The sequence below is a fragment of the Winogradskyella marina genome, from assembly GCF_015645385.1.
Taxonomy (GTDB): domain Bacteria; phylum Bacteroidota; class Bacteroidia; order Flavobacteriales; family Flavobacteriaceae; genus Winogradskyella; species Winogradskyella marina.
Genome location: NZ_JADOET010000011.1, coordinates 23,746 through 50,713 on the forward strand (window position 1 = coordinate 23,746; position 26,968 = coordinate 50,713).

Here is a 26,968-nt window from a genome sequence, read left to right on the forward strand (position 1 = left end):
GAAATAGTAAAATTTTAACTAAAAATTCAGTTAGAAGAGAGTGTCTGGTTGTTAAGAAATTCTAGAATAGAGTAAAAGAATTTATCACCACCAACCGTCCAAATATCATTATGACCTGCTGATTTTAACTCTATAAATTTTTTGTCCTTACTTTTAATATTGGCGAAGTTGGTTTTGCCTTTCGAAATATTAATGGCGATATCTTTTCTGCCATGTACTACAAGAACTGGTTGTGTAATTTTTTTTGCATATTTAACCGGACTTGCCTCATCAGCATTAAAATCACCAATACTACCAGCTCTTTCGGCTAAAAAATTACTAAGTAGAGCAAAGCTAAATCCTGTGTTACGCCGAAAAAAGCCTTGAACATTAGATTTTAAATCGGTATAAGCACTTTCTGATATTCCGTATTTTATACGTTGATCTGTTCCCATAGCTTGTAGGGCAAGTGCGCCTCCAATAGATTGGCCCCAAACACCTATATTATCTAAGCCTTCCTTATTAATTAAATCATCTACCCATTTTTGAATGTCTTTAGTTTCATTGACTCCATAGGTAAAAATCTGACCTTCGCTTTCGCCATACCCTCTTATGTCTAATGCAACAGAATTAAAGCCATTGGTTGACAGAAACTCACTTAATTCTAAAAAATGTTCTTTGGTATGGCTACTGCCATGAAGTAAAATAATAGTGCCTTTAGATTCGGCTAAACTAGAATAGGTGAGTAGCGCATATTGTTTTAAACCATCATAGGTTGTTATTGTTAGTTTTTTTCGTTTGAATTCAGGGTTGTCATTCTGCTCAAGCGAGGAACTTATGGTTTGTTGTGTTTTAAATGACTCTATAAGTGGATTTCTTTTTTCTATGAATAATCGAGGAAAAATGAAATATAAAAATAATAAGCCTATAGCTATCAGGATTAAACAAATGCGTTTAATAAGTTTGATAACTCTGGTTTTGGGCATCTTTTAATAGTAATTGTGAATTTTGACTGTTCTTAGTTTAAGCAGTACATTTTAGTTTAATCAATCAATATCTCTAATATCTGAATTGCAGCCTCACTAATTTTAGTTCCAGGTCCAAAAACGGCTACAGCTCCTGCGTCAAATAAATACTGGTAATCTTGCTTAGGAATAACACCTCCTACGATAACCATAATGTCTTCACGACCATATTTTTTGAGCTCATCTATAACTTGGGGAACTAATGTTTTGTGTCCTGCTGCTAATGAAGATATACCTAGAATATGAACATCATTTTCTACGGCTTGTTTGGCTGCTTCTTTAGGTGTTTGAAAGAGTGGTCCAATATCTACATCAAAGCCCACATCAGCATAACTTGTAGCGACTACTTTTGCACCTCTGTCGTGGCCGTCTTGTCCCATTTTTGCAATCATAATTCGTGGTCTACGGCCATCTTGCTCTGCAAATTGGTTGGCGAGTTCTCTTGCTTTTTGAAAACTTGAATCGTCTTTGATTTCTTTACTATACACTCCTGAAAATGATTTAATTTGTGCTTTATAGCGTCCAAACTCAGCTTCTAATGCATCACTTATTTCTCCTAAAGTAGCACGTTTTCTTGCTGCATCTACAGCTAAAGCTAGTAAATTTTCATCACTAGTCTTTGCTGCTGTTGTTAGTCTTGATAATGCTTCAGTTACGTCAGAATTATTACGACTTGCTTTAATTGTGTTTAGTCGTTCAATTTGTTGTAGTCTAACAGTTTGGTTATCTACTTCTAACGTAGAAATAGGGTCTTCTTGTTCTAATCGGTATTTGTTTACTCCAACAATAATGTCTTGTCCGGAATCTATGCGTGCTTGTTTGCGTGCAGCAGCTTCTTCGATTCTTAATTTTGGAATGCCAGCTTCAATAGCTTTGGTCATACCTCCTAATTCTTCTACTTCTTGGATTAATTTCCAAGCTTCATTTACGATGTCGTCGGTTAGTTTTTCTACATAATAACTGCCAGCCCAAGGATCAACTGTTTTCGTAATGTGCGTTTCTTGTTGTAAATATATTTGTGTGTTTCTTGCGATACGAGCAGAGAAGTCTGTAGGTAATGCAATAGCTTCATCTAGTGCGTTGGTGTGCAGGCTTTGTGTGCCTCCAAAAGCTGCTGCAGACGCTTCAATACAAGTTCTGGCAACATTATTAAAAGGATCTTGCTCTGTTAAACTCCAGCCAGAAGTTTGGCAATGAGTTCTTAGAGCTAAAGATTTTTGGTTTTTTGGGTTAAATTGCTTCACGATTTTTGCCCACAGCATACGTGCAGCACGCATTTTTGCAATTTCCATAAAGTGATTCATGCCAATCGCCCAAAAGAACGATAGTCTTGGTGCAAAAGTATCAATATCCATACCAGCTTCAAGCCCTTTTTTAATGTACTCTAGGCCATCTGCTAAAGTATAGGCTAGTTCAATATCGCATGTGGCTCCTGCTTCTTGCATGTGGTATCCTGAAATACTGATACTATTGAATTTAGGCATGTTATTGCTTGTGTATTCAAAAATATCTGAGATAATTTTCATGGATGGAGTAGGTGGATAGATGTAGGTGTTACGTACCATGAATTCTTTTAGGATATCATTTTGAATGGTTCCTGCGAGCTGTTCGGGTTTTACACCTTGTTCTTCAGCAGCGACTATATAAAACGCCATAATAGGTAGAACGGCTCCGTTCATGGTCATGGAAACGGACATCTTGTCTAGTGGGATTTGATCGAAAAGTACTTTCATATCCTCTACAGAATCGATAGCGACACCAGCTTTTCCAACATCTCCAACGACGCGTTCGTGATCTGAATCGTAACCACGATGTGTTGCTAAATCGAAAGCAACCGATAATCCTTTTTGTCCGGCAGCTAAGTTTCGCCTGTAAAATGCGTTGCTCTCTTCTGCTGTTGAAAAACCAGCATATTGTCTAATGGTCCAAGGTCTACGAACATACATTGTGGAATATGGGCCACGAAGGTTTGGTGCGATACCTGCAACAAAATTAAGGTGCTCTAAATCTTGAATATCATCTTTTGAATATGTCGACTTTACCTTAATGTTTTCGGCAGTTAGAAAGTCGTTTTTCGCGATGTGCTTCGTGCTCCGTGCTTCGTGCTTAAGTGTTATATGTTGCAGATTTTTTCTTGACATTATAAAAGTATTTTTTAAGGGTAAAACGTTACTATAGGTTTTATCTATAGTGAGTTTTACTCTTTGTCTAATCTTGTGATTTCCAATTTTTCAGATAATCTTTTCTCAATAATTGGTTCAATTAGTGTTTTGCGCTTATGTATTTCTAAAAAAGGACTGATTTCTAAATCGGTTTTCATCTTGTCTTCTAAATTAGGGTGCTTATTTGTTCCTAATAGAACTAGTTTTTCTGTGTCAAAATCCGATTGTTCTTTGGAAGCACTTTCTTTGATTTTTCGCTGAATGGTGCCTTCTTTTAATTGACTTAAAAAGCCTCCATTGGCTTCAATATTTTTAAAAAGTTCTAATGCTTTTTCGGCTAATTGCTCGGTTAAACTTTCAATATAATAGGCTCCATCTGCTGGATTATTTACTTTATCAAAGTAGCTTTCATTTTTTAAAACCAAAAGCTGATTTCTCGAAATGCGTTCACCAAATTCGTTTGATTTGTGGAATAAAGCGTCATAAGGTAAATTATAAATTATGTTTGATCCACCAAGAACTGCGCTCATGCATTCGGTAGTGGTTCGTAGCATATTTACATTATAATCGTAAATGGTTTTATTGCGCTTGCTTGGTGTAGCATTGATGTGGCATTCGGTGTTTGCTCCATATTCTGATGCTAAGGTTGACCATAATTGACGCAGTGCTCTGATTTTTGCAATTTCGAAAAAGTAGTTTGAACCTGTTGCGATGTTGAAGGTTATTTGGACGTCACTTAAAGAATAGCCTTTCTGGCGTTCAAAATAGTTTAAATATTCGTTGCTATGCGCTAAGCTATAAGCTAATTGTTGAATAATGTTTGCGCCTGCATTTTGATATAAGCTTAAATCTACACTTATGTGATTGGTAGATTTTACGATGGCTTCAAATTTATTGTGATCGTCGTTAAGGTTGTTGTGCCAATTGCCTGTTTTGGCTAGGTTACCTATGATATCATTGTGGATTTGTATGTGAGACTTCTTAACTGCGCTCGAATTGACTTTTAGCAATTTTTCTATAAATTCTACTGAAAGAAATTCACACTTAATAGCAACGCTTATTTTTTCAAAATCTATATTTTGAAACAAGTCTTCAGCGGATACATCTTCAGATGTAATGTAAAATAAAATGTTTTCTGCGCCTCGATTAATTGCATCTAGGGCTTTTAGGTTTGCTTCTTTTGCCGTTTTTACTGTAATACATTGACCTATTTTCCATTCAGTTGCTTTGCTTTTTGAGACATTAGGTAGTGTTTCAAATTCATCTGCATGATAAAATGGTTTAACATTAATGCCTTCGTTAGTTTTCCAGATTAGCGTGTTATTGTAATCTGCACCTTTAAGGTCTACTTGTATTTTTTGTTTCCATGCTTTTGAAGATACGTCTTCAAAGTCATTAAATAATGATTTACTCATCTTTTTTGTGTTTCGGAATACTGTCTTCGTATTCAATAATGAAAATGTCTTCGTTAGACTTTTTCATGTAATAAGTTTCACGCGCTGTACGCTCAATGCCTTCATCTGTACTTAACTCTTTAATGGCTTTATTGTCTTTTGCCATCTCGTTGCGGTAGTGTTCTTTTTGGTATTCTAATTCGTTAATGTCGCTATTTAACTCATGATGAAACAACCATGAATGCGCATCAAAAAACAACATCCAAACCACAAAAACAATAAGAACAAGGACATAAATGTTCTTAAATGGTTTTAGATATTTAAAATTGATTTTAGACATTATAAGCGTTCGTTGATTATGGTTTTAACGATATCTACAGCAACCGTATTGTATTTATTGTTTGGTATAATGATATCAGCATACTCCTTCATAGGTTCAATAAATTGCTGATGCATAGGTTTTAAGGTTGATTGGTATCGTTGGAGCACTTCATTAATATCTCTACCGCGTTCAGTTATATCGCGTTTTAAACGTCTAATTAAGCGTTCGTCAGAATCTGCATGGACAAATATTTTAATATCGAAAAGTTCACGAATTTCAGGATGAGAAAGGATAAGTATGCCTTCTACGATCATTACTTTTCTTGGTTTTGTAATAACTATGTCGCCGGTTCTGTTGTGTTTCACGAATGAATAAACAGGTTGGTTAATTGATTTGCCTTCTTTTAGTTCTTTGAGGTGCTCTTCTAACAATTCAAAATCAATTGATCTTGGATGGTCGAAATTAATTTTTACACGCTCTTCAAAACTGAGGTGTGATGTATCTTTATAATAAGAATCTTGCGAAATAACACCAACTTGTCCTTCTGGTAACTCTTTTAAAATAGTATTTACAACAGTTGTTTTTCCGCAGCCTGTACCGCCCGCGATTCCAATAATTAGCATATTAACTTTGATTTGTTAGACTGTTGCAAATTTAATTATTTAAGTAGAATTTGAGTTTATAATTCGGAAACTTTCTGTGGTGTTACAAAGTTATTAATTGAATTTCCCCAACTGTTATTAATATAATTCATTACATCAGCGACTTCCTCGTCTGAAAGCCCTAAAGGAGCCATAGTACTGTTGTAAGTTATACCATTCACCACAATTTCTCCAGACATGCCATATTTGGCTGCTTTAATACTTTCAATCTGATTTTCTCTTAAAAAATCAGAATCTGCCAATGGAGGAAATGCTTTGGGTACACCTTTCCCATTGGGTAAGTGGCAGGTAATACACATGTCCGAATAGACGCTTTCACCTCTTTTAATGCTTGCTTCTAACTTTGGTTTATCTTGGTCTTGAATAGCTGCGTATTCATTTTGAGCTGTTAAATTTGGTTTGTTTTTGTCCGATTTACATGAAACACAGGTAAATAGAGAGAGTGTGATGATAATTATATTTTTCATTTCCTGATCAGTTTTACAATTCCTAAGTTTTCAACGCCTACATAAATATAGCCATCAGGTCCTTGATTTATAGATCGTATACGACCTAATCCGTCGAGTAAACGTTCTTCTTTAATTACTTTATCACCTTTTAGAGTGCACTTATCTAAATATTGAAATTTTAAAGATCCAACAAGTAGGCTGCCGTCCCAATCACCATATTTATCACTGTTAATAAAAGCCATTCCGCTAGGTGCTATAGATGGATCCCAATAGTGAAGTGGTTGTTCCATACCTTCTTTTTCTGTAATATCTGTAAATGATGTACCACTATAGTTAATACCATAACTTATTATAGGCCAGCCGTAATTTTTTCCTGGCTGGATAATGTTAACTTCGTCTCCTCCTCTTGGGCCATGCTCGTGTGTCCAAATTTGTCTCGTTTTTGGGTGTATACTCATGCCTTGTGGATTTCTATGGCCGTAAGAGAAAATAGCAGTTTTAGCATTAGGTTCATTTACGAATGGATTATCTTGAGGAATAGTACCATCATCATTAATTCTATAAACTTTTCCGCCGTCTCTAGTGATATCTTGCGGGTTTTCATCTCTATTGCCACGATCACCTATAGTAAAATACAGATAGCCATCATCGTCGAAGATTAATCGTGAGCCAAAGTGTTGACCTTTAGTTGTATTTGGTGTTGCTTTGTATAGTACTTCTAAATTTGTTAAGCTATGTTCTTTTAATTGAGCTCTAGCGATTGCCGTGTTTCCTCCAGAATCGCCACCACTTTCAGAGGCATAAGATAGATAGATCCAGTTGTTTTCTTTAAAATTTGGATGTAAGATGACGTCTAATAATCCTCCTTGACCGCGATCATAGATTTCTGGGAGACCAGATATTGTTATTTTTTTGCCATTTTTAAAATGAATGAGGTCTCCAGATTTTTCGGTAATTAGTATAGATTCATCTGGTAGAAATGTAAACCCCCAAGGATTGCTAAGTTCTGAAACAACAACTTCATGAGTGTTTTCGGTGTTTGTAGGGTTTTTATCTTGTGCACAAGCGAAAGTACTTGTAAAGATTAAAGTAATAAGAATGTTCTTTAAGTCCATATAATTACTATTTAAAAAGATTAAGACTTTAAAGTTAGGTAAATGTTATTGGATTCTAAAGAAATATTCTATATTTGCAGTCCGAAACAGGAAAACCAAAAATTCGGGGAGTAGTACCGCATCAAGTGTGGCATAAACTACCTTCAAAATTTGGTTTAACAATTGTATAATTTGAGTTTGAATTTAATTCTAAATTATATCAAAATTCGGGGTGTAGCGTAGCCCGGTTATCGCGCCACGTTTGGGACGTGGAGGCCGCAGGTTCGAATCCTGCCACCCCGACTAAAAAAACTCTATAAGTCTAACGATTTATAGAGTTTTTTGTTTTTTAGAATGTTTAGATGGGAAGAGAAGAAATAAAAAAAACTGCTTTCCAAATTTATATGAAAAGCAGTTTTTTAATCGGTTATTACTCTTTTATGAGCCGATGTTGACTTATTTTTCCGTTTGAAACAATTTTAACTAGGTAAATACCGCTCTTAAGTGAGGATATTTCAATAGCATTATTAGAATCAACTTCTTTTGAAATCACCACTTTACCTAACATGTCATAAATACTCACTTCAACGTTTTCGGTAGAATTGATGTAAAATTCATTTGAAGCAGGGTTAGGATAGATAGTAGTTGCTGAGTATTCTTTATCATCAATACTTAATGATTGCTGATTAATAACACCGATGCCATCCAAATCAAACCCACTAGAATAAAAAGGTGTGGGAAAAGGATCATTGATGGCATTACCATAACTATCATAACTAGCGTAAGCTGGGTCAATACTTCCAACTACATCAATTATTTTGATGTGGGTAATATTGTTTTTGTCTAGTAAAGCATCCTCCTCTAAGTCTGATAAATCAAATGGTGTTCCAAATAACCCTTTGTATTTTCCTGCTAGATTATTTAAGTAGGATGGATCTAAAATTTCAAAGCCTCCAACTTGTGTTTCAGTTTGTGTTTCGCTGTGAGATGGAAACCTAACATAATTAACGCCATCAGAACTTACTTCAACAAATGCTAATTCTAGAAATGTATCGCTAAAACTATTTTCAAAAACAACAAAATCAAATCCATCACCATCTCCTATTGGTGTTTCAAAGGTTAGTATGGCTTCACCGGCATCACCTAGACTCACTACATTATTAGTTGGTATGCCTAAGGCATCTTCAGCAGTTCCATACGTAGCATAATTACTACCTTCATGTTCTTGCGAAGGATTAGAAATATTTACATAACCACGTTGTAGTTCTATGCCAGTTGCCCAAGCTATAAAAACATCGCTGTCAGCAGCAATTGCTGTTGATCCTGGTTGCCCTGCAGCGGGTGGGTAGCTTTGTGCCTGCATAATAACGCTAGAACATATGAAGAGGATGATCACTTTGATCATTTTACGATTAATTTTAAAGTTGTTGAACTTCCTTTAACTTCAATATTTACTAAGTAAATACCAGCTTCAATACCATCTAAAGCTATTGGTTGTGTGTTTGTGTATTTTATGTCTTTTACTATTTTTCCAGAGACATCATACATTTTGATATTTGCATTTTCTGTAAGGTTTAATTCGAAACTCTCTGATGCTGGGTTAGGATATAAGGTTGTTGTTTCAAAAGCAAAATCATTCACACTTAAAGTCCCTTCGTTTTTATACACTCCATTAGGAAGTGGTCCTACGGTGTATTCTGTTATTAAACTTCCACTTTCATCATATACAAATACTTTTCCTGGGCTTACATAGTCTATGGCATCTAATAAATAGAGCTTGTCGTCAATCTTATCGAAACCATAAGAAAGTTGTACATCATTAGATGTATTAAAAGCGACTGTTGGAAGTGTAGTGTCTGTAGAGGCCATTTTATAAATGTTATTATTTAGAACATAATATAAATCGGTATCATCTACAGCTAAATAACTTGGATGTTCTGTAGTTTCAAAATTAATTGTAACATGGTTTTGGTAATCTGACAAATCTATTTTGTGAATACTACCCTGAGTTTCATCACCTGTCCAAGCTTGTTTTCCACTAGAAAGTACATATAAGTAATCATCGTCAATTTTTATTGTTGATGGTACATCGCCTACTATGATTGATTCCACAGCACTCGTTGCTATATCAATTACAGAAACAGAATTACCGTATCCGTAACCACCTTGATGTGCGACAAATAATTTTCCATCTTTCTGTACGATTTTTTCAGGACCTTCAGCAACTGATATTGTTGAGGTAACGGTATTTGTAGTTAAATCGATTACAGCAACATAATCATCTGTTGTATCTGCAGGATCTCCCCAATTAGTCACATAACCTTTTCCGTCATAAAAAGCTATATTACGTGGTGCGCTCAATTGATCTGTAATACTAGCTTCAAAAGCAAAAGTAGTGCTATTCACAACCTTTATTTCATCACTATAATGAAGTATAACATAAGCAAAATCACCATAGAAGCCCATGCCTTGTCCTGTATCTCCTAAGGTCATACCTGGATTTTGAGTTGCGAAAATGTCATTTTCTAAGGTTCCACTGGCGTCGATATGTGAAACTGAAGCCGTATTAGTACCAAATAAACCTTCGCTCAAAACAAATATACCATTAGAATAGTCTTGCGCATAACTGGTTGCAGAGAGTAAAACTGCTGCTAGGATGTGAAATGTTTTTTTGTAATAGTTTTTCATGATTAAATTGTTTTTAATTAATTATTATAAGTTGTTAAAATAAAATGCATTTGGAATGATTTGAACAGAAAATTGATGCTGTAAGTCACCATCTAGAGTATAAATAAATGCTTCACCATTAGATGTGTAATCTTTAGCGTCAGCGATATAGATAGTCCCTTCATGTACTTCAAAACCATAAAGAATTTGTACGCCATCTTCAACTGGTGAAAAAGAAGGATTTTCAGAAAACTGAAAATTAGTGCTATCTATAGTATAGACTTCATTATTTAAGATGTAATACAATATTCCATCTTCAAACTCTAGATAGTTTGGGTGTTGCTCTGCTGAAAAATTAAGCGTTGTTATGTCATTACTATCAGATAGGTTGATCTTGAAAAGTTTTGCTAGGGTTTCTTCTCCTGTCCAAGAAGCTTTACCAGAGCACATCACATAAAGAAAGCCATTATCAATTACTATTCCGTCGGGTACATCTGCAACAGTAATAGTATTCAAAACACTTTGCGATGCTGCATCAATAACACTGATGGTATTGCCATAACCATAACCACCTTTGTGAGTTACGTAGAGCTTACCGTTTTCTAATAATATTTTTTCGGGACCTTCCGCTACTGGAATTGTGGTTTCGATAAGATTTGTATCTAAATTTAAAACAGCAACATAGTCGTCATTAATGTCATTTGGATCTCCCCAGTTAGTGATATAACCTTTGTTGTCACTGAATTCAATATACCTAGGGTTTACAATCATATCGCTCACTGTTGCTATATATTCAAAAGTATAACGGTTAACAACTTCTACTGTAGCTGAGTTGTTAACAACGAGATAAGCGTTGTCACCATAAAACCCCATGCTTTGTGCTGTGTCACCAAGACTCATTCCGTTTACTTCAGAGTAAATAGAATTAAAAACGTCGTTGGTGTTGTCTAAAAAAGAAACAGATGCATTAGAGTATCCAAATCCACCTTCATTCAAAATAAAAATTCCGTCTGTATAATCTCCAGAAGGCGGTTGCACGGAAATAGGATCATCTCTATCATCACTAGTACATGATGTTATGGTGATTAAAACTACCATAAGTAGACCTGCAAGTTTGTAAACGTGTTTTTTCATTGTTTAAAATTTTAGATGTATATAGAAATTGAAATTCCGGCCTGGCATTGGACGGTTGAGAACGCTTTCGTAAGATTCGTTCCAGAAGTTTAATATTTGCGCTCCTATTTTATAGTCACGATTTTTTCCTAATGTGTATTCGGCTCCTAAATTAGCCACCATATAGCTATCTAAAATATGTTCGGTAGCATGATCTGTGGTGGTAAAAACCTCATCATTATTAAGGTATTGATAATAGGTCGAAATTCTTTTATAATTATACCCAAAGGAAGTGGTGAATTTGTAAAACGGCACATAGATAAGCTGTTTCCCTGTGTCTTTATTTTCTGAAACTGTGTATGCAAATGTTGCAGAACCTGTAAATTTGTGATTTCCAAAAGATTTCTGAAGTGTAACGATCGATTCTAGTCCGTAAATTTTAACTTTATTAGTATTCTCTGGTCTAAAAATACCAGAGCTGTCAGGCACCCAACGTAATAAGTTTTCTACGTAATTATAATAACCGGTTAAGGAAATAGAAAGATTTTTAAAATTGAAATTATTGCTAATTTCACCTTGATAAGATTCTTCAGGTTTTAATTCTGTATTTCCAACACCTTGCCAATACAAATCATTATAAGTTGGGATTCGGAAGTTTTTAGACGTATTAACTTTTAGTTGGTAAACATCGGTGAGTTGAGCGCTAAAACCTGCAGAATATAATAAGGGATCTCCATATTGTTCATTTGTTTCTTGGCGTAACCCTAATTCGTAAAGAAACGTTTCTGAAAGTACGTGTTTAAAACTGATTAAAGCAGCTGATAAATTACGGGTTTCTGAAGCTATATTAGAACCACGACCATCGTTATGTGTGTAATTAAGTCCGGTAGTAAGTAGCATTTTATTAGACAGCGCGAAGTCTAATCCGTATTTAGCAATAAAACTCTTCACCTTTCCGTAAGTATAAAAGTCATTGTCAATGTTTCCAAAATAACGGTATTCTTCTGTTGTAGTTGCTATTTTTAAATTAGACTTCAACTTATTGAATTGACTTTCCCATTCTACGAGCGAGCGAGTGTTAAAGTCTGTATATTTTGTTTTTAATGCGTTTGGTGTTGGTACTGAAAAATTTCGTCTACCATCATAAACATTCGCGAAAATTTTAAGGATGTTATTTGAGTTTAATTTAGAAGTCGCCGCTAAACTGATATTAGTATTGTGATATTGGCCGTTAATATTGATACGGCCAGTTTCGGGATAAGGGTAGTCATTATCAGAAGCATTGCGTGCAACACCTAAAAGCACGCTAAACTTTTCTGATGAATAATTGGTTTGGTAATCTATGCCATAGGTATTAAACTCTCCGTAGTTAGCAAAAAGTTCATTATGAAATCCTTTATTAAAGCCAAGTTCATTTACCAAATTGATAGAACCGCCAATAGCTCCGCTACCATCGGCAACACTAGAGCCGCCTGGTTTTATTTCTATTTTATTATAACCACGTGTATTTATGGTATTAAAATCGGTTTGTCCGGTGGTTTGTGAGTTAATGTTAATACCATTCCAAAGTACAGAAGTTTGTGATGCTGTTGTACCGCGAAAAGAGGGGGAAGAAACCATGCCTAAACCATTTTCCTTAAAATAAACTGTACTATTAAAGTTTAGAAAATTAGTTAGAGAAGCTTGGTTTTGTTTTAAGACGCTATCCTTTACAATAGTTATATTTCTTGTATAGGTGGAATCTTTAAGTTGATAGGCAACAAGGCGTACCTCTCTCAAAGCCGTGATGGAATCGGTTTGCGAATGGAGCATAGAATAAAAACCTATGCAAAACAAAATGGTGCATACAATATATCTCATAAACCCGATGCCTTTTACCCGAAAGCTACTGTGTTAATTGTTTGTAAAATTGGCAGGTCTCCTGACTCGTGTCCTAACTAATGGTCCTTCCCATTCTGTAAAGAACAGTGGATGTTGAAGAGTTTCATTAGTGGCATCCCAAACGGGACAAAACTTACAGTTGCGGGAACAGTTCAGGATTATTAAGTTAGCTACTTTTTTACCTGATTCCCTTTTAATCGTATCTATAAAATTATAGACATAAACCAATTGCGTGCAAAGATAAATAATTGTATTTTAGTTATATCAAAAATTCGTCTTTATTAGTGGGAATATTCAGCTAGATTTAAAGGCTCAAAAAAAAGTGCTGACTTGTGTTTTGTCAGCACTATGTATACAGATAAATAGAGTAATCGCATATTTACTTTATATTGGCAAAGGTTCTACTTTGTGAGCTTGTTTCATCGGTTACCGAATAAAAATAGAGGTAGTCGCTTGTGTTAGTTTCATTAGTAATTTTGATGCTGATTAGAAATCTCATTAAACGTCAATCTAACTTCAATATTAAATTTCCGATGTATAAATGGGTTTACAGCTTCTTTTAGCGGTTTTAACTCGCATGCTTCATCTTTAATGTCAAGGTTGTGGTCGTCACAATTGTGATAAAATCTAGGCTGTAAAATGTCAGCGCTCTGTAGTCTATAGCCTGAACTTTTTAAAGTTGTTCTGAAGCTCTGGGGAAACTTCAGGGTAATTAAAAGAATTTGTGGGCTTTTGTTTATTAATAAATTTTCTAAAGATTATTCTATTGAATAAGTCTTGCTAATAAATATGTATCTCAAATGTATTAACTGTAGATTTAAAAGAACGCTCCAGGCTTATTGGGCCTAAAATAAGACTGCCATATTAATCTTCATTCAACTTGTTTTAATTCGTCAAAAAGTGTTAAAATTTTGTACAATTATTAAAAAGTTAACTTTTTTTTTAACCCTACTAAAGAGTTTTGTCGTCTTAGATAAAAATACTAGTCATGACTCATGTGAAAAATTAGTAGAAATCATGATTATAGCTAAGTAGTGTAGGGCGTCGCTTTTAAAAGATGAATTCTCTTGTTAATTAAAAAACGCAACGTGCTATATGTGATAATTTTATAAAAAATTAAAACCAATATATTAACTATTAACCATTAAATTCTAAAAAAAATGAAAAACATTTACAAAAACTTCTTATTAGCTATTGTAGTCTTATTAGCAACAGATTTATCTCACTCACAAGCATGGGGTAATTTTATCAATACAACATCAGGTTCATTAGATGGTGTATCGTTTACTTTTTCAATATCTGATGAAACTATCGCAACTAAATCTGGTTCAAATTTTGAAGGTGCCAACGAAGGAGATGCTTTTTATGCAGCACCTGGGTCTTGGTATGAATCTGCAATTAAAGTTAGAGAGCTTTTAGAAGGAAATTCGTTCACCATTACGTTTGATTCGCCTATCGAAAACTTAAAACTTTATCTTAAAGATTTAAGAGGTGGGTCGTTCAGTTTTGATCAAGAATTTACCGTTTTATCAGATTATAACTTTACAGCTGTAGATGCTACTACATTGTCAACGGGGCTTCCTGCGAGTGGAATCTTGCAGTTTAATGAGCCTGTTACTACATTAACAATGACTGTGGTTTACGGTGTTGATGCCGGTGCTGCTAATCGTTACATAGCATTTTCTAACCTTGAAAGTACATTAGGAATAGATGACGTGTTTAAAGAAACGAATGCACTTAAGGTTTATCCAAACCCAACTGCAGATTTTATTCAAGTTTCAGGATTAAAAGCAACAGAAAGTTATAGCGTATTTAATGTTTTAGGAGAAGAGGTTCGTTCTGGGTTAGTTTCTGAGAATGATCAGATTGAAGTAGGAAATTTAGAAAGCGGATTATACTTTTTAAAACTTGAAAGTGGAAACACAATGAAGTTTATGAAAAAATAAATAGAAATACCGTCAACTAACGAGGTAGTAAAGAGTAGCAGTTGAGAACAAAAACAAAGTTTAGTTCTTAACTGTTATTTTTGTTTTAAACTGAAGATAACATTGTGTTCACTTAACGGATTTATTAAAAGAATTGAAGTAAAAATAAGTGTCTTCTTCTTAAATGTTATATGAGTCTTACAAATTCAAGTCGCTGATTTTTGTAAGCTTTTATGGTGTCATTTTTTTTGAATGCTATAAAACGTTTTGCTGTGGATTCCATGCCTCAAGCGTAGCGATTTATTTTTTTATAAAGCAGAGAAAAAGTATGTCGTAAAATTGAAGGGTTTTCTTAATTTTAACTGTTTTGCAAATAATTTTAATTAAAAATGAACTAATATATTTTTTTTCTTTATATATGTAGTTAAAATATAAATAGGACATTCCAAATTATTATGTTGCTTACGATTTAAGTGGATTTGGATGTATAAATTAATTAATAGCTAATTGTTCCCTAAACAAGAAAAATATTCGTTGTCAATAAAAGCATATAAGAATGTCTTCGATTCTTTGTATACTTCATTATGTGTTTTTGCATCGAGTTATGTTGGTAATATTGATGTAGCGAAGGATTTAGTTCAAGATGTGTTTATAAAAGTATGGGAAGATAAAATTGATTTTAAAAGTGAACTCGCTGTTAAATCTTATTTATACACTGCTGTAAAAAATAGGGCGTTAGATTTTTTAAAAAGTAAACGGTTTAAGGCTACAGATCATATGTCAGTTGTTGAACTGGACCATCTGAATAAAGAATCATTTTATTTAAAAGAAGTGGTTATCGAAGAAGCGGCAACTGTAATTGAAGAAGCAATTAAAACACTTCCTAATAGATGTGCTCAAATTATGAGGTTAAGTATAAAGGAGCTGACAAATATTGAAATTGCTAAACAATTAGAGATATCTGTGAATACGGTTAAGGCACAAAAAAAAATAGCATACAAAAGATTAAGACCATTGCTAAAAGAGCATTTTGTATTAATAGCATTTGTTTTTTCTTCTTCTAATTAATAAACTTTACTACACTATATATTTAATTATCGTGAAATGTTAAAAAAATGAACTTTGGTGAAAATAAGTTGGTTTTCTTTAACCCTTCAGTACAGTTTTGTCGTCTTAGTTAAAAATAGTAATCATAATTAATGATAAATTTTAATAAAATCATAATATTATCTAAGCAGATAGCCGCTTCGCTTTTAAAAGATGAAAAGGCAGAATCCTTAGAGTCTTCAGATCTGTTTTCTCAAGAAGAAAAAGACAATATTTTAAAAAGATTAACAGATAAATCAGAGATAGCATCTCGGTTCCAATTAAAAAATAAAATTGATAAAAAGGAAGATTGGCAATCTTTAAAATCGAAGTTACATCTCCCTAAGAAAACGTATTATTGGCAGTATGCAACCGCAGCGTCTATAGCGTTGATTATGGCATTAACATTTGTATATCATAAAATTGATACACAAAAGGTTGATCCTGTTTTGGTTGATACCAAAATTGAAATTGGTACAGACAAAGCCATATTAACCCTTTCGGACGGTTCTACAGTGTTATTAGATAGTACAAATGTCTATCAAAATAAAAGTGTGAATGGTAATGGAAATAAAATTACATATGGAAGTGCCGAAAGCAACAATCAAGAATTAGAATTTAACTATTTAACTGTACCAAGGGGAGGGCAGTATCATGTAGAATTATCTGATGGTACAGAGGTTTGGTTAAATTCAGAATCTCAACTAAAATACCCTGTTAATTTTATAGAAGGAAATCCAAGGGAAGTGGAGTTGGTTTATGGAGAAGCTTATCTTGAAGTTTCAAAAAGTACAAAACATAACGGAGACACCTTTACTTTAAAAACAAAGGAACAAAACTTAACCGTTTTAGGAACCATCTTTAATGTTAATGCTGTAAAAAACGAAACAGAAATTATTACCACCTTAGTGGAAGGTAGTATTTTGTTGAGTAATGATTTGAATACAAGTATTTTAGTGCCTAGTCAACAAGCTCGGCTATCTCAAGATAAAAGCGATTTTGAAATTTCTACAGTAGAGGTAGAAGAGTTTATTTCTTGGCGCAATGGTGTATTTAGCTTTACAAATAAATCCTTAAAAGATATTATGAAGGTATTATCAAGATGGTATGATGTTGATATACTAATAGTTAATGAGGAAATGGAGAACGTAGGTTTTACAGGAGTTTTAAATAAACAACAATCTATAGAAAACATATTAGAAATTATAAAGAGCACAAATAATATGAATTATAAAATAGAAAATAAGCATATAACAATAGAGTAAAAAAGGGATAAAACTAAACATCTCACCGCCAGTGATATCCCTAATTAATTGATTAATAAACCAACATGTAAATTTATGAAAAAAAAACTTACTAATCATCTTCTCTTTTCGGAGAGAAGGTTTTTTACGCTTCTCATGAAAACATTTATTTTTCTATTTTCTTTGTCCGTATTTAGTTTGACTTCAAAAAGCGGATTTTCTCAAAATGCTAAAATTAAAATTAAAAAGGATCAGGTTGTTTCAGTTGACGGAGTGTTTAAATTAATAAAGGATCAAACAGATTACACTTTTGTTTACCGTGCTGATTTGTTTGAAAATTACCCAAAAGTTCCCTTAAAGAAAGGCATATTTCCAGCAGACAAACTTTTAGAGATGAGCTTGTCAAAAGGAACATTTATCTGCGAATTTTCAGAACAAAATACTATTCTTATTAAAAGTAAGGTAACGGACAACACCACGGTTGTAAAACCCAATACCATATTACAACAAACAGTAAGTGGTAATGTGATTGACGAAACAGGGCTTCCGCTACCTGGAGTCGATGTAGTGGTGAAAGGTACTAGAAACGGTGTGTTTACCGATTTGGATGGTAATTTTACTCTCAAGATAAACGACGTTAGTGAAACCACTACACTAATTTTTAGCCATATGGGCTATAAAAAAATAGAGCAGCTTATAGGTACTCAAACCTTTTTTAAAGTTAAAATGATTCCAAACCTTGATAATTTAGACGAGGTAGTTGTGATTGGGTATGGAACGTCTAAAGTAAAAGATGCTACAGGGGCAATTGCTAGAATAACAGCTAAAGATATTGAGAATGCACCTATGGAAGGCACTATTGAAAGTTCACTTCAAGGTAAAGCATCAGGCGTAAGTGTTCAAGTGCAATCGGCTTCACCGACATCACCGATAAGTGTAATTATTAGAGGGCAATCATCATTATCTGGAGACAATCAACCACTATGGGTTATAGATGGTGTGCCACAATATACTAGCACAACTTCTGGGGGAGTTTACAACTCCCTAAATAATTTAAATATGAACGATATTAAAAGTATCGATATATTGAAGGATGCTTCTGCAACAGCAGTATATGGATCAAGAGCAGCTAATGGTGTTGTGATTGTTACAACAAAAGAAGGAAAGCATAATATGAAACCGATAGTTCAGATATCATCACGTTTAGGACTAACGGCTATGGATTTTAACGATTACGCATTATTTGAAACTGATGCATATAAAAATTTCACAATAGCAGCTAGTAGGGAGTCGGTTATTAGTAATGGGAGTTTTAATTATTTTATACTACCATATTTAGACGAACAGGCTTTTTTTAATTTAAACACTAGCGAATATGACGCTTCAGATTTACAAGTGTTACCAGATGCTTTTTATGATTCCAATACCAATTGGCAAGATGAGATGACACAAAATCCATTAGCTGTTCAACATGATTTTTCTGTTCGTGGAGGGTCAGAAAGAAGCACCTATTTTGTCTCGTTTAATTATAATGAAAGAGAAGGAATTATTAAATCTGGACAAAGTGAGTTATATGGTGGTCGTCTAAATTTTGACACAAAAATTGGAGAGAAACTTACATTTGGGTTAAATATAAATGCGAGTAAACGTACAGCAGACGAAAAGGATGGCATGCTAAGATCTTTGAAGTACACGCGTCCAGACCTTCCCGCTTTTAATGAAGATGGTTCAATATATACGGCAGATATATATACTGAAAATCCTTATACTACACTCTTAAATACCTATTCAGGAAAGAATTTTATATTTAATGGAACAGGGTATTTAGAATACGAAATAATTAAAGATTTATCCTTAAGAGGAGCTGTTACAAGTAATCATTCAGATAATGAATCATTACGTTATCACCGTTTAGGGAGTAGTGATAATAATGCGTTTAATAATAGAACTTGGTATAGTTATAAAAGAACATTTAATGTCATGGAAGGGACGTTGTCTTATGCTAAAGTCTTTAACAAACACAATTTTAATCTTTTATTAGGATATTCTAGTGAAGGAAGCAAGAGTAATAACTATTCAATGAGTGCTCAAGATTTTCCAGACGATGATGTTCTTAATAATTTTGGTTCTGCAGCAGATATTACCGGTGTGTCCGAAACTGAGTCACAGAATGCATTGATTTCTCAATTTGCCCGCCTTCATTATAAATTTGATGACCGTTATATTATATCTGGAACAGTTCGTCGTGATGGTTCTTCTCGTTTTGGTGAAGACAATCGTTTTGGAATTTTTCCATCTGGAGCTTTCGCATGGTTGATTACAGAAGAAAGCTTTATGAAATCTTCAAAAATTGAAAAATACATCTCGTATTTAAAATTAAGAACATCTTTAGGTATAACTGGTTCTCAAAATCTTAGTAATTTTGGTTGGATAACGTTAATTGGTTCTACAATTTATGATGATAGTCCTGGCTTATCTCCATCAACAATTGGAAACCCAGACTTAGGATGGGAACAAACGGAAATGTTTGATTTAGGTCTAGATTTTGGATTGTTTGACCATCGGGTCTCGGGGACAGTTGGGATATATGAAAAGAAAAGTAAGGATTTGATTTATAAAAGACCGATAGCTTGGAGTTCTTCCTTTAGAGACGTAACATCAAATGTAGCGACAATTAGTAATAAAGGTTTCGAATTTGATATCAGATACAATATCATTCAAAAAACGAATCATCGCTTATCTTTTGATTTTAATTTTTCTAAAAATGTAACCAAAGTAACTAAAATTAATGGTTCACTCGAAGAGATACATTATCCATCAAGTCGTTACCCATATATTAGATTAGTTGAAGGAGGAGAGATTGGACAATGGTATGGATTAGAAACTGCAGGTCGTTTTTATGTAAATGCGGAAGACATGTATGGTTTTGTTGATAATACAGCTTCTACGGGGCAAGCATCACATTTTAACACATCTACAGAGACAACAGGAGATCTTATTTTTATTGATCAAGATGGAGATGGTAAAATAACTGATGACGATCGTGTAAATATAGGAAGCTCAACACCAAAAGGTTTTGGAGGTTTTGGTTTAACCTATCAATACAAAGGCTTCAGTATTAATACAACATTTAGTTATGCGTATGGGCATAAAAGATTCTGGAATTTGCCATATACAGATGTTGCAAACACTAGAAATTATAACCAAAGTAATTTAATAGCAGGACAAAGTACTATTCTAAACAATCCATACGATGCACTTTATCCAAGAATGGCTCCTGGTGGACTAGGTTCTAATAACAAGTTTTCAGATTTCTATTTACACGATGCATCTTATGTTCGTTTAAATGCACTAAATATTAGTTATAAGTTACCTAGTGATATATTTTCTTCTTCGACAATAAAAGGAATAGAACTTACGCTGCAAGGCACAAATTTATTTACAATTACTAAGTATCCAGGATTCGATCCTCAAGGGAATTGGTCGAGTACGTCTATCGGTTCAGGAATGTCAATAGATTCTAGTAGATATCCTTCAGCACAAGTTTACAGCCTTGGAGTAAAAATGAGTATACAATAAAAACACACACAATAAAAAATACACACATGAAAAAGATATTTTATATAGCGTTAATTGTTTTTGGGCTTGTCATTAGTTCTTGTGAAGACAACTTAGATTTAACACCTAGTTATTCTTTAAATGAGACTAATGCTATAGCTAATGCAGAAGATGCACGTGCAGCTGTTAATGGGGCATATGCAACCATAGTAAATACAGATAATTTCTCAGGTAAGCTTTTTGTTTCATTAGCGTCTAGAGCTGGATTTGTTGATTGGTCTGCTGCTGATTATAATATGGAGTACTCACAATCAAATGAGACTACTTCAGATATACCAAATAGATGGTTAGACTATTATGAGACTTTAAATGCAGCAAATTTTGCAATAAGCAATATTGGTAAACTAACTCAAGACCAAATAAACCTCGAGGAAAAAGATGCTTTATTAGCTGAGGCAAGATGTATAAGAGCATTTGCAAATATGTTTGTGTTCTGGAATTATGGACATTGGTGGTCTAGTGACGATAGTAACCCGAATGGTATAATTTTCCGTGAAGAATCAATTACTTTAGGAGATATTGAAAAAGAACGCCTAAATGTAGGCGATAGTTATGAGAAAATATTTGAAGATTTTGATTTCGCTATTGAACACTTAGATAATTTTACGAATAATAGATATATGTCTAAAGAATTTGCAAAAGTTTTAAAAGCTAAAATCATACTATACAGAAATGGATATAACGACGGAACAGCTAATCTAAATGAAGCGATTACCTTAATAGATGACGTTTTAAATACGAGTACTCCAGGTTTTTCCATGCAAGGAGATTTAGCTAAGGTCTACCAAGATTCCTGGGATTCTAAAGAAAATCTATTTTGTAGTTATGTCTCTGATAACGCAAATCGAATTGATAACATAAGTTATACATACTCATATTCTATAATCATGTTCTATGCAACCAAGTTACCTGTTGCTCCATATGATCAATTGGATGCAGGATTAAATTTTGGTCTCGAATGGTTTGTAAATGATCCACGTTGGGATATCGTTACGGGAGAGGCGAGGGCGCCTATTGCATGGGATACGGATCCAAGGTTTACATTTACTAAAGTCGCAAGGTTAGGTCAGTATGAAGGGCAATTAGCGAGTCCAGAAGATCTTAAATATAATACCTATTTCTTTAGATATCCAGAATTATATATTCTAAAAGCTGAATTATTAGCAGGAACAGGTGCTTCTGTTGCAGAAGCGATTGCTCCAATTAATGAGATGCGCTCTAGAAGAACAAATCCTATTTTAGAAAGCTTAAATCCTACAACACAACAAGAATTGATGGATGCTATATTTAAAGAATACTTTTTAGAGACTTTTGTTGAAAACGGAAGTGAATATTTTGCTTCTTTACGATTTAAAGATAGTTCAGGAAAACTTTGGATGGAAGCTATCAAAGGGGAGCCAATAGATGAAAATCACCTATGCTATCCTATTCCTAATGTTGAGATGCAGTATAATACATTAATAGATCAAAACCCTGGTTTGCAATAATTTAAATTATATTATATGAAATTTATTCCAAAATATATAGTTGCCATAGCTTGTATAGCATTGTTCAATGCTTGCGATGATGAATTAGAGGTTAGAATACCATATCCAAATGATATCACCTTTAATGAAATAGAATTAGACCGCTTTACTTACGAAATTTATGATGCTCCATTTAATGTTGGGAATAATGCGTCTGGTGTCGTCACCGTAAATGTATCTAATCCTGTTGGTGGGAATTTTAGTGGTTTCGCGTTATCTAATAAAAATTTTCGTTCTTACCCTTGGAGTTTAAGTAGAGATTTTGCTCCAGAAGGAGGTCTTACACCAAGTGAAGTGCAACAAGCTATAGACTCAACAGCTTTTAGTGTTTATACAGATAAAGTCAACAGAACAGAGAATTATCTTGTAGGGAATACAACTGGAGATAACGCTTATTTTACCTTAGTGGAACCTGGTATTGTAGAACATGTTTTAGTCGCAAATACATCTTACAACTACCTTTTATCAAGCTTTGGATCAATCTATTCTGCAACATACGAACCTGACACACAAGCTTATTTGTTTGATGGTCAGGCCGTACGAAATCACCAAATTGCAAACCCAAATAGTAATCTATTTAGTGCATTTAGTCTGCCTGCACCAAATAATGTAGAGGCTGTAAGTTTAAGAGGTCACAACGTACTGACTAAACGTGCGGCAGGAGAAGCAGCAGGAGAGGTAGCTGAACAAGCTGTTTTAAATGCAGGAGGTACGGAAGAAGAAGCAGAAGAAGCCTATGATGAAGCTTATTCTGATGCTTTTGATGCTGTAAATACAGGGTATGTAAAATTGATTATAGAAGGTTACTTAAATGGAAGTACGACGGGTAACGTAGAAGTTTATTTAGCCGTAAGGCAGGAGGTTGATCCTGAAAACCCTGAGCATGGTTTTATTTTAAACGATTGGCGAAAAGTGGATTTAACCTCTTTAGGGGATGTTGACAAAGTTGTATTCAAAATGACCTCTTCTTATGTTGATGATCAAGGAAAAATGATCTATCCAAATACATTTTGTCTAGATGGAATTCGACTTCAATAAAACATAATAATATAAACAAAAACGGAAATTAAGTTTTCCATAGATAAAACACGTATTGAAATTCAAATAAACTTTTCTCGTTTATAGTTTTCAATATTTAATCGATTCATATTTCTAAAACTTCTAAAATGAAAACAAATATTGCGCTATTACTTCTATTTACGTTATTCTTAACGTCTTGCGGAGACAACAACCAAACAAAAGATTATATAGTACTTTCTGGTACCATTGATAATGCCTCTTCTACAAGGTTCATGCTTAGCGGTGATAATATAAAGGCAAGAGATATTGAGTTAGATGAAAATGGATCCTTTTTAGATACCATAACTTCAGGTGAAGGACGCTACATTCTTTTTGATCCTAGAAATAGATTTGACTTTTATTTTACTGATGGAGGAGAATATAATTTGACGGCAGATTTAAAAGATTTTAAGAAAACAGCAAAATTAACAGGTACAGATGTTAATGCTTCAAACTATCTATTTACTAAAATAAATAATATAAAGAAAGTAAGGGGTAATTATGTTAAGTTTAATTCTTTAAATGAATCAGATTTTTTAGCTAGACAGGCAGAGCTTCACACGCAATATGTTAGTTATTTGGATAGTTTTCCAAACTTGCCAAAAACATTTGAAAAATTTGAGCGCCAAGAATTAGAAAATTATAATTTTTTAACCTTAGCTAAGTATCCAAGCTTGCACAGAATGTATACTAAACAGCCAGATTTTGATGTATCGGCAGACTTCTATAAGAAATTAGAATCTGTAGACTATCTAGATGAGGAAGCCTATAACCGAGGAGGCTCTTATGAGAAATTAGTAACATTGCATTTTAATCGTAAAGCTGAAGAATTAGCAGAGAAAGAAGATATAGATAAATACTTTGCTAAATTAGAAGTGTTTGGTGCAATCCCTAACGATACGATTAAGAATAGCCTATTGTTCTCAGCAGCCAACCGCGATATTAGCTATACAGATAAAATTGATGACTATTATAACACGTTCATTTCTTTTTCTACTGACTCAGAGGATAAAGAAAAGATTAAAGAAAAGTATGACACTGTAAAAAAGTTAGCTAAAGGACAGCCGTCACCAGTTTTTACAGATTATGTAAATCATGCCGGAGGTACAAATTCTTTAAGTGATTTTGAAGGGAAGTATGTATATATTGATGTATGGGCAACTTGGTGTGCCCCTTGTATAAAGGAGATACCTTCGCTTAAAAAAGTTGAAAAACAATATCATGATAAAAATATAGAATTTCTTAGTATTTCTATCGATGTAGAAAAAGCACACGACTCTTGGAGGAAAATGGTAACATCAAAAGAACTTGGTGGTGTTCAGTTACTTGCAGATGAAGCTTGGAAAAGTGAATTTATTAAAAATTATCAAATTAGTGGCATACCACGTTTTATTTTAATAGGTCCAGATGGTAATATTGTTGATGCAAACGCACCTAGACCATCGTCTTCTAAATTAATCTCATTATTTAATGAGCTAAATATTTAAATACATAAGTCGCCATTAATTTTAGCAAAATTAAAGGAGACTTGCAGTTACATCTTTCCTTACAATTTTATTGGTATTAAAACATTTGAGTTAGTCATAATCAAAGGTTAGGAGGATTATATTGGGTTATTTGAAAAAGTAACCCTTTTAAAATTGTTTGAAATAGTTGTCCTTTTTTTTATAGAAAACCCTATCCAGTAGTTTTTTAACAAAAGCAAAAATTAAAATACATATTTAATGAAAAATATAATATTAGCAATCGCTTTACTAATGTTTGGTTTCGTAAATAGCCAAGTCTTTGATCCTGTAAAATGGACGACTTCTGTAGAGAAAATATCCGATACAGAATATCAGTTGATTTCTACTGCAAATATCGATGCTGGTTGGCATTTGTATTCGCAAACGGTACCCGATGGAGGTCCAATACCTACGACATTTACGTTTGATAGTTCAGGAGAAAATTTCACTTTAAACGGAGCGACAAAAGAAGGTGAGGGGCATACGGTTCAAGATCCTATTTTTGAAATGGAAATTAAATATTTTGATGGAGAGTCAAAATTTATTCAAAATATAACAATCGATAAAGCGACAACGTCCGTCCATGGGTTTGTAGAATTTATGGTCTGCGATGATACGCGTTGTTTACCACCAACAGAAGTTGATTTAGAATTTTATATTGGTGATAAAAAAGAATTAACTACAGAAACGAAAGGAGATGTTACAACCGTAGCACCAATAGAAAAAAGTGTTAAAACGAGTGAAGATTCGGCCACTAATAAAGGACTGTGGTCTATCTTTTTTATAGCATTTTTATCTGGTTTTGCAGCCTTGTTAACGCCTTGTGTGTTCCCGATGATTCCTATGACAGTGAGTTTCTTTACTAAACAAAGTAAAAGCAGAGCTGCAGGTATAAAAAACGCCGTTATTTATGGTATTAGTATCATCGTCATCTATTTGTTATTAGGTATCGCTGTAACTGGAATTTTTGGTGCCGATGCCCTCAATGCACTCGCCACAAGTGTTTGGTTTAATGTTATTTTCTTTATTATTTTAGTTGTTTTTGCAGTGTCTTTTTTAGGAGCTTTTGAGATTATGCTACCCAATTCATGGGCTAATAAAGTAGATTCACAGGCCGATAGAGGTGGGTTGGTTGGTATATTTTTTATGGCGCTAGCTTTGGCTATAGTCTCATTTTCATGTACAGGGCCTATTGTTGGAACCTTATTAGTTGAAGCAGCATCTAAAGGTGGTTTAGCTCCAATTATTGGTATGTTCGGGTTTTCATTAGCAATAGCTTTGCCTTTTGCTTTGTTTGCAGCTTTTCCAGGGTGGTTAAATTCACTGCCTAAATCAGGAGGTTGGTTAAACACCGTAAAAGTGTTTTTAGGATTTTTAGAATTAGCCTTAGCATTCAAATTCTTAAGTCAAGCCGATTTAGTACTGCAGCTTCATATTTTAGAACGCGAAGTATTTATTGCGATTTGGATAGCTATTTTTGGAACCTTAGCGCTTTATTTATTCGGAAAAATTAAATTACCGCACGATTCACCATTAACGCATATTTCAGTAGGTAGATTAAGTTTAGGACTTGTTGTTTTAACCTTCACAATTTATATGATTCCCGGACTCTGGGGCGCACCATTAAATCTCATTAGTGCGTTTCCACCTCCATTAGAATATAGCGAGTCTCCTTATGGTGTAGGGTATTCTAAATTAGGATCTGGCGGAAGTGCTTCAGCTCATGTCGATTTGCCTGAAGGTGCTCACCTATTAGCGCCACACGATATTTTGGCCTTTAATGATTATGATAAAGGTTTGGCCTATGCAAAACAAGTAGGTAGGCCAGTGATGTTAGATTTTACAGGTTGGGCTTGTGTGAATTGTAGAAAGATGGAACAAAATATTTGGCCAAATCCAAAAATTTTAAAAATATTAAAAGAAGACGTTGTATTAATCTCTTTATATGTTGATGATAAACGAAAACTTGAAGATGATGAGGTGGTGCCATCTCAACTTAAACCAGGGAAAAATTTAAAATATATAGGACAAAAATGGAGCGAGATGCAAACTATAAAATACAAGTCAAATTCTCAGCCATTTTATGTTTTAATGGATCATAACGAAGATAAACTTATAGAACCTGTTGGTTATACTCCAGACGTAGATGACTATCACACTTGGTTAGAAACGGGGATCTCAAAATTCTAAAGGAAAACAATAGGTAGTAGAACAAATTTTAAATAAAATCACAAAAAAAATAAAACCATGAAAATTA

General features: G+C 33.8%; 19 protein-coding genes, 1 tRNA gene and 1 riboswitch. Of the genes, 9 read left to right on the forward strand and 11 right to left on the reverse strand.

Going from position 1 to position 26,968, the window contains the following annotated elements; genetic code table 11:
- Positions 1-26: 26 nt before the first annotated feature.
- The 7 genes from ITJ86_RS12535 to ITJ86_RS12565 are packed head-to-tail and all read right to left on the reverse strand — an operon-like array spanning position 27 to position 7,108.
- Positions 27-965, reverse strand: a complete 939-nt coding sequence (locus ITJ86_RS12535; RefSeq protein ID WP_195871992.1) for an alpha/beta hydrolase — start codon at positions 963-965, stop codon at positions 27-29.
- A gap of 56 nt (positions 966-1,021) precedes the next feature.
- Entirely contained in the window at positions 1,022-3,145 is a 2,124-nt protein-coding gene (scpA, locus tag ITJ86_RS12540; RefSeq protein ID WP_195871993.1) for a methylmalonyl-CoA mutase, read from the reverse strand.
- Positions 3,146-3,201: 56 nt separating this feature from the next.
- Positions 3,202-4,581 carry a methylmalonyl-CoA mutase subunit beta gene (locus tag ITJ86_RS12545; protein ID WP_195871994.1) on the reverse strand — a complete coding sequence of 460 codons (1,380 nt, stop codon included), beginning with the start codon at positions 4,579-4,581 and terminating at the stop codon, positions 3,202-3,204.
- Positions 4,574-4,900, reverse strand: a complete 327-nt coding sequence (locus tag ITJ86_RS12550) for an FtsB family cell division protein (RefSeq protein WP_195871995.1) — start codon at positions 4,898-4,900, stop codon at positions 4,574-4,576. The genes ITJ86_RS12545 and ITJ86_RS12550 overlap by 8 nt, the downstream gene beginning before the upstream one ends.
- The gene (udk, locus tag ITJ86_RS12555; protein ID WP_195871996.1) at positions 4,900-5,505 is read right to left on the reverse strand and encodes a uridine kinase; all 606 of its coding nucleotides are present in this window, start codon (positions 5,503-5,505) and stop codon (positions 4,900-4,902) included. The genes ITJ86_RS12550 and udk overlap by 1 nt, the downstream gene beginning before the upstream one ends.
- 56 nt (positions 5,506-5,561) lie before the next feature.
- Positions 5,562-6,011 (reverse strand): c-type cytochrome, encoded by a 450-nt coding sequence (locus tag ITJ86_RS12560; RefSeq protein ID WP_195871997.1) that lies wholly within the window; start codon positions 6,009-6,011, stop codon positions 5,562-5,564.
- Positions 6,008-7,108 (reverse strand): PQQ-dependent sugar dehydrogenase, encoded by a 1,101-nt coding sequence (locus tag ITJ86_RS12565; RefSeq protein ID WP_195871998.1) that lies wholly within the window; start codon positions 7,106-7,108, stop codon positions 6,008-6,010. The genes ITJ86_RS12560 and ITJ86_RS12565 overlap by 4 nt, the downstream gene beginning before the upstream one ends.
- A gap of 207 nt (positions 7,109-7,315) precedes the next feature.
- Between ITJ86_RS12565 and ITJ86_RS12570 the strand changes: the two genes are divergently transcribed.
- Positions 7,316-7,390 (forward strand) — tRNA-Pro (locus ITJ86_RS12570).
- Between the two features lie 127 nt (positions 7,391-7,517).
- Here ITJ86_RS12570 and ITJ86_RS12575 read toward each other — a convergent pair.
- Genes ITJ86_RS12575 through ITJ86_RS12590 form a run of 4 tightly spaced genes read right to left on the reverse strand, consistent with a single transcriptional unit; the run spans position 7,518 to position 12,679 of the window.
- Positions 7,518-8,450, reverse strand: a complete 933-nt coding sequence (locus ITJ86_RS12575) for a T9SS type A sorting domain-containing protein (protein ID WP_225035610.1) — start codon at positions 8,448-8,450, stop codon at positions 7,518-7,520.
- A gap of 38 nt (positions 8,451-8,488) precedes the next feature.
- Positions 8,489-9,775: a YncE family protein gene (locus ITJ86_RS12580; protein WP_195872000.1), complete on the reverse strand. Its 1,287-nt coding sequence runs from the start codon at positions 9,773-9,775 to the stop codon at positions 8,489-8,491.
- A 24-nt stretch (positions 9,776-9,799) separates the two neighbouring features.
- Positions 9,800-10,888 carry a YncE family protein gene (locus ITJ86_RS12585; protein WP_230080297.1) on the reverse strand — a complete coding sequence of 363 codons (1,089 nt, stop codon included), beginning with the start codon at positions 10,886-10,888 and terminating at the stop codon, positions 9,800-9,802.
- A gap of 3 nt (positions 10,889-10,891) precedes the next feature.
- Entirely contained in the window at positions 10,892-12,679 is a 1,788-nt protein-coding gene (locus ITJ86_RS12590) for a TonB-dependent receptor plug domain-containing protein (protein WP_230080298.1), read from the reverse strand.
- Between the two features lie 82 nt (positions 12,680-12,761).
- Positions 12,762-12,992: riboswitch (cobalamin riboswitch) on the reverse strand.
- 916 nt (positions 12,993-13,908) lie between these two features.
- On the opposite strand from ITJ86_RS12590, the gene ITJ86_RS12595 reads away from it, so the two are divergent.
- From ITJ86_RS12595 to ITJ86_RS12630, 8 genes are all read left to right on the forward strand, one after another.
- Complete coding sequence (locus ITJ86_RS12595) at positions 13,909-14,694, forward strand: T9SS type A sorting domain-containing protein (RefSeq protein ID WP_195872002.1); 786 nt, start codon at positions 13,909-13,911, stop codon at positions 14,692-14,694.
- Between the two features lie 486 nt (positions 14,695-15,180).
- Positions 15,181-15,741, forward strand: coding sequence for an RNA polymerase sigma-70 factor (locus ITJ86_RS12600; RefSeq protein WP_195872003.1), 561 nt, complete (start codon positions 15,181-15,183; stop codon positions 15,739-15,741).
- A gap of 131 nt (positions 15,742-15,872) precedes the next feature.
- Complete coding sequence (locus ITJ86_RS12605) at positions 15,873-17,024, forward strand: FecR family protein (protein WP_195872004.1); 1,152 nt, start codon at positions 15,873-15,875, stop codon at positions 17,022-17,024.
- Between the two features lie 135 nt (positions 17,025-17,159).
- A complete protein-coding gene (locus ITJ86_RS12610) occupies positions 17,160-20,582 on the forward strand; it encodes a SusC/RagA family TonB-linked outer membrane protein (protein WP_195872005.1) in 3,423 nt (1,140 codons plus the stop codon).
- A 26-nt stretch (positions 20,583-20,608) separates the two neighbouring features.
- The gene (locus tag ITJ86_RS12615) at positions 20,609-22,108 is read left to right on the forward strand and encodes a RagB/SusD family nutrient uptake outer membrane protein (RefSeq protein WP_195872006.1); all 1,500 of its coding nucleotides are present in this window, start codon (positions 20,609-20,611) and stop codon (positions 22,106-22,108) included.
- Between the two features lie 15 nt (positions 22,109-22,123).
- Positions 22,124-23,185: a DUF4465 domain-containing protein gene (locus ITJ86_RS12620; protein ID WP_195872007.1), complete on the forward strand. Its 1,062-nt coding sequence runs from the start codon at positions 22,124-22,126 to the stop codon at positions 23,183-23,185.
- Positions 23,186-23,313: 128 nt separating this feature from the next.
- Positions 23,314-24,693 (forward strand): TlpA family protein disulfide reductase, encoded by a 1,380-nt coding sequence (locus ITJ86_RS12625; protein WP_195872008.1) that lies wholly within the window; start codon positions 23,314-23,316, stop codon positions 24,691-24,693.
- Between the two features lie 237 nt (positions 24,694-24,930).
- A complete protein-coding gene (locus ITJ86_RS12630) occupies positions 24,931-26,901 on the forward strand; it encodes a protein-disulfide reductase DsbD family protein (RefSeq protein WP_195872009.1) in 1,971 nt (656 codons plus the stop codon).
- Positions 26,902-26,968: the final 67 nt, after the last annotated feature.

Coding starts and splice junctions, on each gene's coding strand:
- ITJ86_RS12535 (WP_195871992.1), bottom strand. CDS start 965: ATGCCCAAAACCAGAGTTATCAAACTTATTAAACGCATTTGTTTAATC.
- scpA (WP_195871993.1), bottom strand. CDS start 3,145: ATGTCAAGAAAAAATCTGCAACATATAACACTTAAGCACGAAGCACGG.
- ITJ86_RS12545 (WP_195871994.1), bottom strand. CDS start 4,581: ATGAGTAAATCATTATTTAATGACTTTGAAGACGTATCTTCAAAAGCA.
- ITJ86_RS12550 (WP_195871995.1), bottom strand. CDS start 4,900: ATGTCTAAAATCAATTTTAAATATCTAAAACCATTTAAGAACATTTAT.
- udk (WP_195871996.1), bottom strand. CDS start 5,505: ATGCTAATTATTGGAATCGCGGGCGGTACAGGCTGCGGAAAAACAACT.
- ITJ86_RS12560 (WP_195871997.1), bottom strand. CDS start 6,011: ATGAAAAATATAATTATCATCACACTCTCTCTATTTACCTGTGTTTCA.
- ITJ86_RS12565 (WP_195871998.1), bottom strand. CDS start 7,108: ATGGACTTAAAGAACATTCTTATTACTTTAATCTTTACAAGTACTTTC.
- ITJ86_RS12575 (WP_225035610.1), bottom strand. CDS start 8,450: ATGCAGGCACAAAGCTACCCACCCGCTGCAGGGCAACCAGGATCAACA.
- ITJ86_RS12580 (WP_195872000.1), bottom strand. CDS start 9,775: ATGAAAAACTATTACAAAAAAACATTTCACATCCTAGCAGCAGTTTTA.
- ITJ86_RS12585 (WP_230080297.1), bottom strand. CDS start 10,888: ATGAAAAAACACGTTTACAAACTTGCAGGTCTACTTATGGTAGTTTTA.
- ITJ86_RS12590 (WP_230080298.1), bottom strand. CDS start 12,679: ATGCTCCATTCGCAAACCGATTCCATCACGGCTTTGAGAGAGGTACGC.
- ITJ86_RS12595 (WP_195872002.1), top strand. CDS start 13,909: ATGAAAAACATTTACAAAAACTTCTTATTAGCTATTGTAGTCTTATTA.
- ITJ86_RS12605 (WP_195872004.1), top strand. CDS start 15,873: ATGATAAATTTTAATAAAATCATAATATTATCTAAGCAGATAGCCGCT.
- ITJ86_RS12610 (WP_195872005.1), top strand. CDS start 17,160: ATGAAAACATTTATTTTTCTATTTTCTTTGTCCGTATTTAGTTTGACT.
- ITJ86_RS12615 (WP_195872006.1), top strand. CDS start 20,609: ATGAAAAAGATATTTTATATAGCGTTAATTGTTTTTGGGCTTGTCATT.
- ITJ86_RS12620 (WP_195872007.1), top strand. CDS start 22,124: ATGAAATTTATTCCAAAATATATAGTTGCCATAGCTTGTATAGCATTG.
- ITJ86_RS12625 (WP_195872008.1), top strand. CDS start 23,314: ATGAAAACAAATATTGCGCTATTACTTCTATTTACGTTATTCTTAACG.
- ITJ86_RS12630 (WP_195872009.1), top strand. CDS start 24,931: ATGAAAAATATAATATTAGCAATCGCTTTACTAATGTTTGGTTTCGTA.